At 64.6% G+C, this 12,993-nt stretch carries 12 protein-coding genes; 7 read left to right on the top strand and 5 right to left on the bottom strand.

All coding sequences use genetic code 11. From position 1 onward, the window contains the following. Positions 1-8 precede the first annotated feature (8 nt). Complete coding sequence (locus ACVI1L_RS16250; protein ID WP_456783290.1) at positions 9-1,058, bottom strand: amidohydrolase family protein; 1,050 nt, start codon at positions 1,056-1,058, stop codon at positions 9-11. A gap of 133 nt (positions 1,059-1,191) precedes the next feature. Further along, positions 1,192-2,136, bottom strand: coding sequence for an EamA family transporter (locus ACVI1L_RS16255; RefSeq protein WP_456783291.1), 945 nt, complete (start codon positions 2,134-2,136; stop codon positions 1,192-1,194). Positions 2,137-2,226: 90 nt separating this feature from the next. Here ACVI1L_RS16255 and ACVI1L_RS16260 point away from each other — a divergent pair, with 90 nt between their 5' ends. Beyond that, positions 2,227-2,850, top strand: a complete 624-nt coding sequence (locus ACVI1L_RS16260) for a CGNR zinc finger domain-containing protein (RefSeq protein ID WP_456783292.1) — start codon at positions 2,227-2,229, stop codon at positions 2,848-2,850. A gap of 12 nt (positions 2,851-2,862) precedes the next feature. Here ACVI1L_RS16260 and ACVI1L_RS16265 read toward each other — a convergent pair whose 3' ends face one another. Beyond that, positions 2,863-3,690 (bottom strand): MBL fold metallo-hydrolase, encoded by an 828-nt coding sequence (locus ACVI1L_RS16265; RefSeq protein ID WP_456783293.1) that lies wholly within the window; start codon positions 3,688-3,690, stop codon positions 2,863-2,865. A gap of 174 nt (positions 3,691-3,864) precedes the next feature. On the opposite strand from ACVI1L_RS16265, the gene ACVI1L_RS16270 reads away from it, so the two are divergent. After that, positions 3,865-4,815, top strand: a complete 951-nt coding sequence (locus ACVI1L_RS16270; RefSeq protein WP_057020095.1) for an alpha/beta fold hydrolase — start codon at positions 3,865-3,867, stop codon at positions 4,813-4,815. Here the strand turns inward: ACVI1L_RS16270 and ACVI1L_RS16275 are convergent. Both ACVI1L_RS16275 and ACVI1L_RS16280 read right to left on the bottom strand, forming a co-directional pair. Further along, positions 4,799-6,316 (bottom strand): permease, encoded by a 1,518-nt coding sequence (locus ACVI1L_RS16275; protein ID WP_456783294.1) that lies wholly within the window; start codon positions 6,314-6,316, stop codon positions 4,799-4,801. The genes ACVI1L_RS16270 and ACVI1L_RS16275 overlap by 17 nt on opposite strands. After that, positions 6,313-7,065 (bottom strand): ABC transporter ATP-binding protein, encoded by a 753-nt coding sequence (locus tag ACVI1L_RS16280; RefSeq protein WP_456783295.1) that lies wholly within the window; start codon positions 7,063-7,065, stop codon positions 6,313-6,315. Before ACVI1L_RS16280 ends, ACVI1L_RS16275 begins: the two co-directional genes overlap by 4 nt. A 295-nt stretch (positions 7,066-7,360) precedes the next feature. On the opposite strand from ACVI1L_RS16280, the gene ACVI1L_RS16285 reads away from it, so the two are divergent. The 5 genes from ACVI1L_RS16285 to ACVI1L_RS16305 all read left to right on the top strand — a co-directional run bounded on the left by ACVI1L_RS16285 (position 7,361) and on the right by ACVI1L_RS16305 (position 12,921). After that, positions 7,361-8,236, top strand: coding sequence for a branched-chain amino acid ABC transporter permease (locus ACVI1L_RS16285; RefSeq protein ID WP_028336612.1), 876 nt, complete (start codon positions 7,361-7,363; stop codon positions 8,234-8,236). Positions 8,237-8,246: 10 nt separating this feature from the next. After that, positions 8,247-9,398, top strand: a complete 1,152-nt coding sequence (locus ACVI1L_RS16290) for a branched-chain amino acid ABC transporter permease (protein ID WP_229190245.1) — start codon at positions 8,247-8,249, stop codon at positions 9,396-9,398. Further along, complete coding sequence (locus tag ACVI1L_RS16295; RefSeq protein ID WP_028336610.1) at positions 9,395-10,153, top strand: ABC transporter ATP-binding protein; 759 nt, start codon at positions 9,395-9,397, stop codon at positions 10,151-10,153. The genes ACVI1L_RS16290 and ACVI1L_RS16295 overlap by 4 nt, the downstream gene beginning before the upstream one ends. A gap of 10 nt (positions 10,154-10,163) precedes the next feature. Next, entirely contained in the window at positions 10,164-10,943 is a 780-nt protein-coding gene (locus tag ACVI1L_RS16300) for an ABC transporter ATP-binding protein (protein WP_076832616.1), read from the top strand. 139 nt (positions 10,944-11,082) lie between these two features. Next, the gene (locus ACVI1L_RS16305) at positions 11,083-12,921 is read left to right on the top strand and encodes an AMP-dependent synthetase/ligase (RefSeq protein ID WP_057020092.1); all 1,839 of its coding nucleotides are present in this window, start codon (positions 11,083-11,085) and stop codon (positions 12,919-12,921) included. The last annotated feature ends 72 nt before the right edge of the window (positions 12,922-12,993 follow it).

Below are 12,993 nucleotides of genomic sequence, written 5' to 3' on the forward strand. Positions count from 1 at the left end.
TCGAGAGCTTACCCGATATCGAGCCGATAGACATCCTTTGCCGTCTTCAAGAACAACGCCGTCTTTTCGGCTTCGCTATATTGTGATGCAAGCCGTTTAAAGGTGTTGAAGATGACCTGGTAGCTGCATTGCCCCTTATCAGGTGGGAAGTTGCTCTCGAACATGCAACGGTCCGGACCGAACGCCTCGATGCAGGTCTCGACATAAGGCCGCCAGGCGGCAGCAAGTTCCTCCGACGAGGGCGGCCTGGGGCGGAGGTGGAAGTCGTAGCCGAGCAGGCACATCGCCAGCCCGCCGAGCTTGACCACGACGTTCGGGCATTTGGCGATCTCCTGGATCGACGCCTGCCAGACCGGAAAGGTCTCCGTGCGCTTGCCGGCGAAACGGCCGGTGCCGACCGGCCCGCCGCAATGATCGAGCACGATCCGAGTGTCGGGGAAGGTGCGGGCGAGGTCGGTCAGCTCGCCGATCTGCGGGTGGAACAACCAGGCATCGAAGCTGAGGCCGAGCGGTGCCAGGCAGGCGAACCCCCTACGAAAGGTGGAGTCCAGCAGAATGCCCTTCGGTCGGTTCGCGTACATGTGGGCGACGTTGGGGTCTTCATCCCAGGCCGAGGAGTGGCGGATGCCGCGGAACCGGCCGTTGCCGGCGGCAATCTCCGCCTCCAGCACCGCCTTGGCCTGATCGCCGATCAGAAGGTTAACGTGGCTGACGATGCCGGCGCAGATCGCCGCCTTGCCGTAGCCGCCGCTCGCCGCCATCGCCGCGACGCCGTTGGCGAACTCGACCTCGCCGACCGGACGGAACGCCTCCGGGCCGTCGGCGCGGTACATCGACCGGCAATCGACATAGACGGTCGCCACGATGTTGTGGCCGGACACGATGTCGTCGCGCATCTCCTCGATCAGATAGCGCAAGCCCCCGCGGTCCCAGAGATGGTGATGCGGATCGACGATCGGACGGGCCGGATCGATGATCTCCTCGGTGTATTGGGCGAGCCAGTCTTCGCGCGGATTGGCATAGAGCCCGCTGGCGGAGGCGGGCAGAGTGCTGGCCATGGATGATGCTCCCTGTTCTTGCTCTTGTCGGCCGCCGATACGATGTCGGCTTTGGGGAGGATAACGAGCCGCGCAGGAGCGCGTCAAACCGGGCCTCTGCCTGAGGAGGCATGCGTACGTCTGCGCGTGCCGGTCACCCCGACCGTATTGCCGGTCGCGACCATGTCATCGACTGAGCTTGCCTCGCCGACGCCGGCGATGCCTGCTCGGTGCGCCAGGTGATGATGACCGAGGCGATGACAAGAAGCGCTCCAAACAACATCGTGACGGAAAACGGCTCGCCCAGAATCAGCGTGCCGAGCAGCACGGCGATGATCGGGTTGACGAAGATGTAGGTCGAGACCATGAACGTCGACACATTGTCGAGCAGCCAGCGAAATGCCGTGAAGCCGATGACGCTGCCGGCGATGGCGAGATAGATCACGGCCGCGAGCGAGGGCGCCGAAACGTCGCGCGGCGAGAAGCCTTCCACTTCATCCGACGCAAGACTGATTGCAAACAGGACCGCGCCGCCGATCGACAGTTGCATGCCTGACGACAATGTTGGCGAACCATGATCCGAAGTCCGACGCGACAGCACCGTGCCCACCGCCCAGGAGAACGCCGCAGCGAGCAGCAGCAGAATGGGAAGGATACTGAAATGGCCCTGTTCGGCCGATTGCCAGCCCACGATTGCAACACCAGTAAGGCCGGGCAGCAATGCGGCGAGCGTCATGGTCGCGGGACGCCGGGTTTGCGGATACAGGAAATCGATGAGCAACACCCAGAACGGGATCGTAGCCAGCATGATCGCGGCGATGCCGGACGGAACCGATTGCTGGGCATAAGCGAGAACACCATGGCAGCCGACGAAGAACAGCACGCCGCAAAGTGCTGCGGTCAGCCAGTTCCACCGCGAAACACGCGTGACGTCCGCCCCGTTCAGCGCGATCAGGATCAGGCCGCCGCCGAGCGAGCGAAGGCCCATCAGCAGGAACGGCGGGATCGACTTCAAGCCGAGCGCGATCGCGAAGTAGGTGGAACCCCAAAGCAGATAGATGGCGGCGAACGCGCCGACAATCAAAAGGCGCTTGGGCATACGGGGCTCCCGAGCTAGATTCTAACCCCTTAATGGGTTATCAAATCCAACCCATTAAGGGGTTATGCGTTCCGGAGGAGTTGCTGGACCATGCCGCGCGTTCCTTCGCCTGAGGCGTCGTCCCGGGAAGAGCTCAGCATCAAGTTCGTCAATACGGTCGCATGGCGTCTCCGCGACCTGGTTGAGGATCGGATCGCGACTTCGGATTCCATTCTGAAATGGCTGGTCGATGCCGAACTGGCGGATCGCCGGATCGCCGCGCAACTCAGGGCGCGATGGAAAGCCTCACCGCACGAGGCCGATGCCTTTCTGAATGCGGCGCATGGTCTGCGCGAGGCGCTCTACAGGATCTTTATCGCCCGCATCGGAGGCGGCCGGATCGATCCGACGGCGCTGGCCGATATCAACCGATACCTCGAAGCCGCGTTGGGCGGTGTTGCGCTCGGACCTGTCGGTGACACCCTGCGGTGGCTGCCGACAGCCGGGAAAGTTGCGCCCGAGACGCTGCTCAAGCCGATCGCATGGTCGGCGGTGAGCCTTCTGACCGGGCCCCGTGCGCTGAGGGTGAAGCAGTGCCAGGATGAGCGGGGTTGCGGTTGGTTGTTCGTTGACGAGAGCCGTACCCAGAACCGGCGGTGGTGCTCGATGGGCGATTGCGGCAATCTTGCCAAATCGCGGCGGCACTACTGGCGCAGCCAGGCGGCGGAGGAATGAGTCCGTTGAGCCTCACACCCCGTCGAGGATGATCACCGTCGGCGTCGCCGGCAGAGTGTCGCGTGAAATCCGCAAAGTGCGCTCGCCGCCGCGGCGATCGATCTCGAACTGCTGGCCGATCAGGCGCATGAACTCGTCGAGCGGGGTGGCGAAGCGGTGCATCGGCAGCACGACGGCGGCGCGCAATCGCCTGGTGATTTCGGAGATGCCGTCGAGCGACATCGTATAGGTGCCGTCGATCGGCACCATCACGATGTCGAGCCGGCCGATCGCGGCGAAATGGCTGTCGTCGAGCTTGACGTGGAGGTGGCCGAGATGGCCGATGCAGAGGCCGGCGACCTCGAAGATGAAGATCGAATTGCCGTCCTTGATCATCTCGCCGCCGGGGTCTTCGCCCCAGTAGCGGCGAATGTCGGTGGTGACGTTGCGGATATAGACGTCGCCGATGCGCATCGCGTAATGCGCGGCCTGGCCGTTCTCGCCCCAGCCATGCAGCACGTGGGGAATCTTGGGGTCGGGAAACAGCGTGTAATGGGTCGCGTGGGCCCGGTTCATGGTCGCGACGTCGGGCAGCCGCCCGGTCCGATAGACGCCGTTATAGTCGGTCGCGATCCGGATGCCGCCGGGCGTGTCGATATAGTAGGTCGCATGGCCGGCATAGGTGATCGCGACTTCGTCGGACTTGGTCGCGTTCTTGTCCGCGACGCGGCGGTAGCTCACGGGAACGGCGCGCGGCGGCGCATTTGCCATCGCCAGGCATTCGCTGCGCTGGGCGTCCTGCGCGAAGGCGTGACCGGTCAATGATCCCAGCAAGACGAGCGCGGCGAGCAATCTCAGCATGACCTGTTCCGTCTGCGGCGGCATCCGCGGACGGAAGAGTAGCGCGCAATTGGCGCGCCGTCATGATGAGGCCCGTGCATCGCTCCATGGCGCGGGCTGCAACACGAGCCGGGCGATTATTGCGTCGGGACACGCTAGGATGCCGCGCAAACGATCGAGATCAGGGAGTTCTGCGTGACTGATACCGTCTCTTCGCAGCGCGCGCCTTCGACCAAACGGCTCGAGCCATTGCGCCATGTCGACGCCGGTGTGCTCAACATCGCCTATTACGAAGCGGGCCCCTCCATTGGGCCGGCCGTGCTGCTGATGCATGGCTTCCCCTACGACATCCATTCCTATGTGGACGTCGCGCCCATGCTGGCGGCGCAAGGCTGTCGGGTCATCGTGCCCTATCTGCGCGGCTACGGACCGACGGCGTTCCGCGACAAGGCGACGCCGCGCTCGGGCGAGCAGGCGGCGGTCGGCGCCGACTTGATCGCGCTGATGGACGCGCTCGGCATCGCGCGCGCGGTGTTCGCCGGCTATGACTGGGGCGGCCGCGCCGCATCGATCGGTGCGGCGCTGTGGCCGGAACGATGCATCGGACTCGTCTGCACCAACGGCTACATGATCCAGGACATCGCGCATGCGATGGTGCCGGCGCCGCCTGATCGCGAGGTGCCGCTTTGGTATCAGTACTACTTCCAGCTCGAGCGGGGGCGGGCGGGGCTCGCCGCCAACCGGCGCGGCATCGCCAAAATCCTGTGGTCGCAATGGTCGCCGAGCTGGGCGTTCGACGACGCCTGCTTCGAGCGGACCGCGGTTGCGTTCGACAATCCTGATTATGTCGACGTCGTGATCCACAGTTATCGGCACCGTTACGGCGTTGTCGACGGGGATCCGCAATATGCGGATTTGCAGCGGCGGCTCGACACATTGCCTGTCATCAGGGTCCCCGCCATCTCGCTCGACGGCGCCGACGACGGCGTGACGTTCGCGACCGACGGCAGTCGCACCGCGGCAAAGTACACCGGCCGCCTTGCCCATCGCCTGATTCCGCATGCCGGCCACAATCTGCCGCAGGAAGCGCCCGAGGCGTTTGCCGCGGCGGTGATCGAGGTGATGAAGGCTAGCGCCGCGGGCTGATCTTCCAGGCGATGGCAAGCGTCAGCAGCGTCAGAATGCCGCTGACCAGCGCGGCCGTCGGGATTGTCAGGGCCAACGCCGCGGTTGCGGCCCAGCCGATCGAGGAGAAGGCTTCCGCGAAGGTGGCGATACGGGAGGAGGTTTGGCGCCGGCGGAACTGGCTGCGCTTGGCCTGCGCGCGGAACCAGAGCTGGACCGCGGCGGCGGATCCGGTCGCGATGAGGATCGCGATCGCCGTGACCGCGGCCTGCCCTGGCGAGGCAAACGCCAGCGCGGCCACCAGCGGGGCGAAGATAACGGCGATTGCGATCAGGACCACCTCGACCTTGGCGCGGGTCACGCGTGACGGCGGCAGCGGCGCGGTCGCCACCAGATCGGGCGCGTCCTCGCCGGAGATGGTCAGCCAGGCGAGCCCGCCGGCGAGCTGGCCTGCGGCCATTACGATGACGGGCGTAATCAGCACGATCGCGGTCGACGTGCCGGAGAAGCTGCGCCACAGCATCAGCGCCGGCGGCAACAGATAGAGCATCTGCATCAGGGTCTGCGACAGCAGCCACGGATCGCGACGCAGCAGCAAGAATTCCTTGCGCCGCAGCGCCTGCTGCCGCGAGCCCGCCCGGAACGCGCGGGCGCGTCCCCGCGTCACCGCAGCTGGATTGGCGGCGACGCTGGCGACCGTATCGGCAAACCGCGGTGCGAATATCGCCATCACGCCGCCGAGCATCACCAGCGCCGCGGCGAGCAGCAGCATCATGATTTCGAGGTCGCCAAGCGATGCCCGCGCCGGCCACCACAGCAGGTTGCCGAGGGCGGGGGCAATTCGCGCCGCGGTTTCCGAGGTCAGGAAGGCAAAGCGCGACAACGTGCCGTAGGACAGCACGGCCACGACCTGCAGCGCGATGACGAAGCCGGCGCCGATCACGGCGGAGACGACCTGCGCCACCAGCCGCGTCCGGCTCGGCCCGATCAGGCGGAACAGGAACGCGGTGACGGCGATCGCGGCGGCTGCCGCCGACAGCCCGATCGCAAGGACGACGCCGAATCCGGCGAGCCACCGCGGGCCGCCGAGATAGACCAGCACGTCGATGAACGGCGTCGACAGCAACAGCGCCATGCTGCTCACCGTCAGCGCGATCGCGGCGATCCGGATCGAGAAGATGTTGGTGAGTTTTGCCGGCGACGACATGATCAGATCGAGATCGGCGCGGGCGTAAAACACGCGCGTCACCGACTCGATCGCCTGCGAGAGCATCAGCGCCCAGGCCAGGAAGATCGTCGCGGTCAGCACGATCAGCGACGACGGGTCGAGCGGAAACCGCAGGTCGGCATAGCGGTTGACCACGGCATAAGCCGGCAGATGCAGGATCGCCGCGAAGATCAGAAGGCCGATCACGGCGCGATTGCGCCGGCGACGGCCGCCGGTCATCATCGCCAGCCATTCGCGCCACGCCAGGCGGAATTCGTGCCGCGCGAACCAGGTGAGGTGGGCGACCGAGCTCACGCGGCCGCCGCTTCGGTATCGACCAGCGCGATGAACATGTCCTCGAGGGTGGTGTCGTTGCGGCCGTTCTGCGCGCGCAGCTCGGCCAGCGTGCCCTCGGCGATCAGCCTGCCGGCCGCGATCACGCCGATCCGGTCGGCCATCCGCTCGGCGACTTCGAGAATGTGGGTCGTCATGATCACGGTGCAGCCGGCGCGGACGCGCTTCTGCAGCAGTCCCTTGACGTGACGCGCCGACAGCGCGTCGAGGCCGGTCAGCGGCTCGTCGAGAATGATCAGGCGGGGATCGTGCACCAGCGCGCCGGCCAGCGCCACCTTCTGGCGTATGCCCTTGGAGAAGCCTTCGCAGCGCTCGTTGAGATGCGGCTCGAGCCCGAGCGACACCAAAAGATCGCGCGCCGAGCTCTCCGACGTGCGCGGATCGATGCCCCACAGGCCGGCGACGAATTCGAGATATTCCAGCGGCGTCAGCTTGTCGTAGATCATCGGCTCGTCGGACACCCAGGCCATGATCTGCTTGGCGGCGACCGGATCGGCCAGCGCGTCGATGCCGAGGATCGACACCGAGCCGGCATCGGGCCGCAATAGCCCCGCCACCATGCGCAGCGTCGTGGTCTTGCCGGCGCCGTTCGGTCCGAGCAGCGCATAGAACTCACCGACACGGATCGTGAGATCGAGCGCGTCGACCGCCGGGCGGTCAAAACGCTTGGTTAACCCTCGCACGGCGAGTGCGGACAGTTCAGGTGTCATGGCGGGGTGGCGATCCGGAATTTCGCTCGTCGGTTGCGCAAAGCTTGGACAAAAACCGTTTCGGTGCAGTGAATCGCACGGGGCAAATCAAAGGTGATATCCGTATTAGTCCGTGCTGCGGCAAATCTCCGCAAATGTGATGATACAGCGACAACAGCGGTTTGTTGACAGGGATCGGGCCTTTTGGCTCAATCGGGGCGGACATAGGCGGCTTTCGGCGCTCCAGACACAAGGGCGTGAAGGCGGGATGCAACGAGCGATCGGATAAGAATCGCCGGGCATCGGGGAGGGAACGATGCTGGACTTTGTTCAGCAGCTCGTCAGCGGCATCGCGCTCGGCTGCGTTTACGGCCTGATCGCGCTCGGCTTCGTGCTGGTCTACAAGGCAACCGAGGTCGTCAATTTCGCGCAAGGCGATTTGATGATGCTGGGCGGCTTTTTCGCCTTCACCTTCATCGGCATGCTCGGGCTGAATTACTGGGTCGGGTTCGCCGGCGCGGTGATCTGCATGGCGCTGTTCGGCATGCTGGCCGAGCGGCTCGTGGTGCGGCCGATCCTCGGCTACCCGCAATTCTCCATCATCATGGCGACGATCGGGCTCGGCTATTTCCTGCGCTCGGTCTCCGGCATGATCTGGGGCACCGACGACTTCAAGATCGAGACGCCGTTCAGCCAGGGCGTGCTTCGGATCGGCAGCCTGGTGCTCGCCTACGACAAGCTGTCGGTGATCGCGGCGACCATCATCCTGTGCGCGCTGCTCTATCTGTTCTTCAACCGGACCACGCTCGGCACCGCGATGCGCGCCAGCTCCGAGAACATGCTGGCTGCCTATTACATGGGCATTCCGGTCAAGCGGGTGGTCTCGATCGTCTGGGCGATCTCGGCCGCGGTCGCGACCTGCGCCGGCGTGCTGCTGGCGCCGATCACCTTCATTCATTCCAATGTCGGCCTGGTGCTGGGGCTGAAGGCGTTTCCGGCCGCGGTGCTCGGCGGCTTCGGCTCGATCCCGGGCGCCGTGGTCGGTGGCGTCCTGATCGGCGTCATCGAGAGCATGGCCGGCTTCTATCTGCCGCAGGGATGGAAGGACGTCGCGCCCTACATCGTGCTGCTCGCGGTGCTGCTGCTCAAGCCCGAGGGCCTGTTCGGCCTTCACGTCCGGAAGAAAGTCTGAGGAGCAACGGATGCGGTTTCTCTTCAAGACCGATTACGAAGACGACATCAAGCTGTTCCCGCATTCGGGCTACATCTATTCCTACGGCCTGTTGCTGGCGGTGCTGCTGATCGCGCCCTACGTGCTCTCGAGCTATCTGATGAGCCAGCTGGTCTTCGTCTGCATCTACGCGACCGTCGGCGTCGGGCTCTTGATCCTGACCGGCTTCACCGGACAGGCCTCGCTCGGCCATGCCGCGTTTCTTGCGATCGGCGCCTATACCGCGGCCTATCTGCAGCAGTTCAATGTGCCGTTTCCGGTCTACTTCCTCGCCGCGGGGTTGTTGACCGGCGTGGTCGGCGCGCTGGTCGGGTTTCCGGCGCTGCGGCTGCAGGGCATCTATCTGGTGATCGCGACGATCTCCTTTGCGTTCATCGTCGAGGAGATCCTGGCGCGCTGGGAAGGCGTCACCAACGGCAATGAGGGCATGCGGGTCAAGACCATGCAGCTGCTCGGCACCACGGTGTCGCGCGACGGCCCGACCTTCTATTACCTCTGCCTTGCGGTGCTGGTGCTGACCATCGTCGGCACGCTCAATCTGCTGCGCTCGCCGACCGGGCGCGCCTTTGTCGCGATCCGCGACAGCGAGACCGCGGCGCGCAGCATGGGCATCAATGTCGCGCTCTATAAGGTGAAGTCGTTCGCGATCTCGGCGGCGATCACCGGCTTTGCCGGCGTGCTGTTCGCGCACAAGCTGTCCTTCATCTCGCCCGAGATGTTCACGCTGCAGCTTTCGATCGAGTTCATCATCGTGATCCTGATCGGCGGCACGTTCAGCCTGCACGGTGCGGTGCTGGGCGCGATCTTCCTGGTCATGATCGATCCGTTCCTGACCTATCTGAAGGACGATATGCCCGGCGTGATCGGCGGCATTGCTGCCACCCTCGGCGCCGGCACCGAGCGCGCGGGCCATATCCAGGACGCGGTCGCAGCCTTCGCCTCCGCCAACGGACTGAAAGGCGCGATCTACGGCATCATCATCGTGCTGTTCGTGCTGTTTGAACCGCTCGGACTCTACGGCCGCTGGCTCAAGATCAAGCTCTTCTTCCAGCTGTTCCCGCTCTACAAGCGCGCAACCTTCAAGCGGCAGAAGATCTACGTGAAATCGGAGCGGAACAGATGAGCTATTTCCGCGCCGAGAACCTGTCGCTGCACTTCGGTGGCCTCAAGGCGGTCGATGCGGTCAGCTTCGCGGTCGAGAAGGGCGAGATCCTCTCGATCATCGGGCCCAACGGCGCCGGCAAGAGCTCGATCTTCAACCTGATCTCGCGGATCTATCCGCCGACCTCCGGCAAGATCTTCTTCGAGGATCAGGACATCACCCAGGAGCCGGCCTACGATATCGCGAAACTCGGCATCGCCCGCACCTTCCAGAACATCGAGCTGTTCGAGAACGCGACCGTGCTGAGCAATCTCCTGGTCGGCCGCCATCGCCATTCCACCACCCGGCTGTGGCAGGAACTGTTGTTCCTGCCGAGCGTTCGTGCCGGCGAGAAGGCGCATCGCCGCCGCGTCGAGCAGGTGATCGAGTTCCTCGATCTCGAGCCCTACCGCGACAAGCTGATCTCGGGACTGCCTTACGGCGTGCGCAAGGTGATCGAGCTGGCGCGGGCGCTGTGCTCGGAGCCGAAGCTGATCCTGCTCGACGAACCGTCCTCCGGCCTCAATGTCGAGGAGACCGACGACATGTCGTTCTGGATCCGCGACATGAAGAGCGAGCTCGGCATCACCGTGCTGATGGTCGAGCACGACATGACGCTGGTCAACCGCGTCTCCGACCGCGTCATCGCGCTGAACTACGGCCGCGTGCTGGCGATGGGCTCGCCGTCCGAGGTGCAGCACCATCCCGACGTCGTCGCAGCGTATCTCGGCGCATGAGGATGATGCCATGAGCACAGCGGACATCATCCTGAAACTCTCCAACATCGAAAGCTATTACGGGCCGATCATGGCGATCCGCGGCATCAGCCTCGAGGTGCCGCGCGGCCGGATCGTGACGCTGCTCGGCGCCAACGGCGCCGGCAAGACCACGGTCCTGAAGACGATCTCCGGCATCCTCGACCCGCAGAAGGGCTCGATCGAATTCCTCGGCAAGCCGATCCAGCGCATGGAGGCCGACCGGATCGTGAGGCTCGGGCTGAGCCACGTGCCGGAGGGGCGCGAGGTGTTTCCGTTCCTGTCGGTGCGCGAAAACCTGATGATGGGCGCCTATCTGCGCAAGGACCGCGACGGTGTGGCGCAGGACCTCGAGCGCGTCTACGGCTATTTTCCGCGGTTAAGGGAGCGGCTCGGCCAGCCGGCCGGGCAGCTTTCGGGCGGCGAGCAGCAGATGCTGGCGATCGGGCGGGCGCTGATGAACCGGCCGACGCTGCTGTTGCTCGATGAGCCGTCGCTCGGGCTGTCGCCGATCCTGGTGAAGGAGATCTTCACCATCATCCGCCGCGTCAATGAGGAGCAGGGCATGTCGATCCTGCTGGTCGAGCAGAATGCCAAGATCGCGCTGGAGACGGCGCATTACGGCTATGTGCTGGAGATCGGCCGCGTCGTCATGAACGACAGCTGCGAGCGGCTGATGAATTCACCCGATATCCAGGAGTTCTACCTCGGCGCCAAGGAAGCCGGTGCGCGCGGCGAGCGGCGCTGGAAAAAGAAGAAGACGTGGCGTTGAGAATGACTGGGCGCTGGCAATGGCGCCGAGGAAGGTTTGGCACTGAACGAGAGTTGGAGCTAGATTTCAGGCCCGCTTCGCCAACAAGACCGGCAACACAAGCCGGCGCGTGAGACGGGCGGCAGAGGAGGGAGCGCGCATGGCCGGACCAGCGGTGCTGACGGTTGCCGACACGATCGCGAGGAGCTTTCTGCTCGCGGTTCAAACGCGTGGCGACAGGCCCGCGATCCGCGAGAAGAAGTTCGGCATCTGGCAACCGACCAGCTGGCGCGAATGGCTGCAGATCTCCAAGGACATCTCCTACGGCCTGCATGCCACAGGCTTCCGTCCCGGCGACGTTGGCTCGATCATCGCCAACGCGGTGCCGGAATGGGTCTACGCCGACATGGGCATCCTGTGCGCCGGCGGCGTATCGTCCGGCATCTATCCGACCGATTCGGCCGCGCAGGTCGAATACCTCATCAATGATTCCCGCACGCGGGTGATCTTCGTCGAGGATGAGGAGCAGCTCGACAAGGTGCTGACCTGCCGGTCGCGCTGTCCGACGCTGGAGAGGATCGTCGTGTTCGACATGGAGGGCCTCTCCGGCTTCTCCGATCCGATGGTGCTGTCGCTCGCGGAATTCACGTCGCTCGGCCGCAATCATGCCTGGGGCAATCCGGCGCTGTGGGACGAGATGACCGGCAGCCGCACCGCCTCCGATCTCGCGATCCTGGTTTACACCTCCGGCACCACGGGCCCGCCCAAGGGCGCGATGCACTCCAACCGCAGCGTGACGCACCAGATGCGCCACGCCAACGATCTCTACCCCTCGACCGACAGCGAGGAGCGGCTGGTGTTTCTGCCGCTCTGCCACGTCGCCGAGCGGGTCGGCGGCTATTACCTCTCGCTTGCGCTGGGATCGGTGATGAATTTCGCCGAGAGCCCGGAGACGGTGCCGGACAATCTTCGCGAGGTGCAGCCGACCGCATTCCTCGCGGTGCCCCGGATCTGGGAGAAGTTCTATTCCGGCATCACCATCGCGCTGAAGGATGCGACCCCGTTCCAGAACTGGATGTATGCCCGCGCGCTCGCGATCGGCAACCGGATGACCGAGTGTCGGCTGCAGGGCGAGACGCCGCCCTTGTCGCTGCGGCTCGCCAACCGCGCGGCCTATTGGCTGGTGTTCCGCAACATCCGCCGCATGCTCGGGCTCGACCGCTGCCGGATTGCGCTGACCGGCGCCGCGCCGATCTCGCCGGATCTGATCCGCTGGTATCTCGCGCTCGGCATCGACATGCGCGAGGTCTACGGCCAGACCGAGAATTGCGGCGTCGCGACCATGATGCCGGCGGATCGCATCAAGCTCGGCTCGGTCGGCAAGGCCGCGCCCTGGGGCGAGGTGATGATCTGCCCGAAGGGCGAGATCCTGATCAAGGGCGATTTCCTGTTCATGGGCTATCTCAACCAGCCGGAGAGGACCGCCGAGACGATCGACGCCAAAGGCTGGCTGCACACCGGCGACGTGGGGACGATCGACAATGAAGGCTATGTCAAGATCACCGACCGGATGAAGGACATCATCATCACCTCCGGCGGCAAGAACATCACGCCGTCCGAGATCGAGAACCAGCTCAAGTTCTCACCCTATGTCTCGGATGCGGTCGTGATCGGTGACAAGCGGCCGTATCTCACCTGCCTGATCATGATCGACCAGGAGAATGTCGAGAAATACGCCCAGGACCACGACATCCCCTTCACCAATTACGCGAGCCTGTGCCGCGCACGCGAAATCCAGGATCTGATCCAGCGCGAGGTCGAGGCGGTCAACGTCAAGTTCGCGCGCGTCGAGACCGTCAAGAAATTCTATCTGATCGAGCGCCAGCTCACGCCCGAGGACGAGGAGCTGACGCCGACCATGAAGCTGAAGCGCAGCTTCGTGAACAAGCGCTACGCGGCCGAGATCGCCGCCATGTATGGCGAACGCGCGGTGGCATAGCCGAGGAGAAAGAAATTGGCGAAGGAGCGAGCAGGCCCGACCCTTCGCTTAACATGGGCCATGTAAGGAGGA

It is taken from the genome of Bradyrhizobium sp. USDA 4516 (assembly GCF_054055915.1).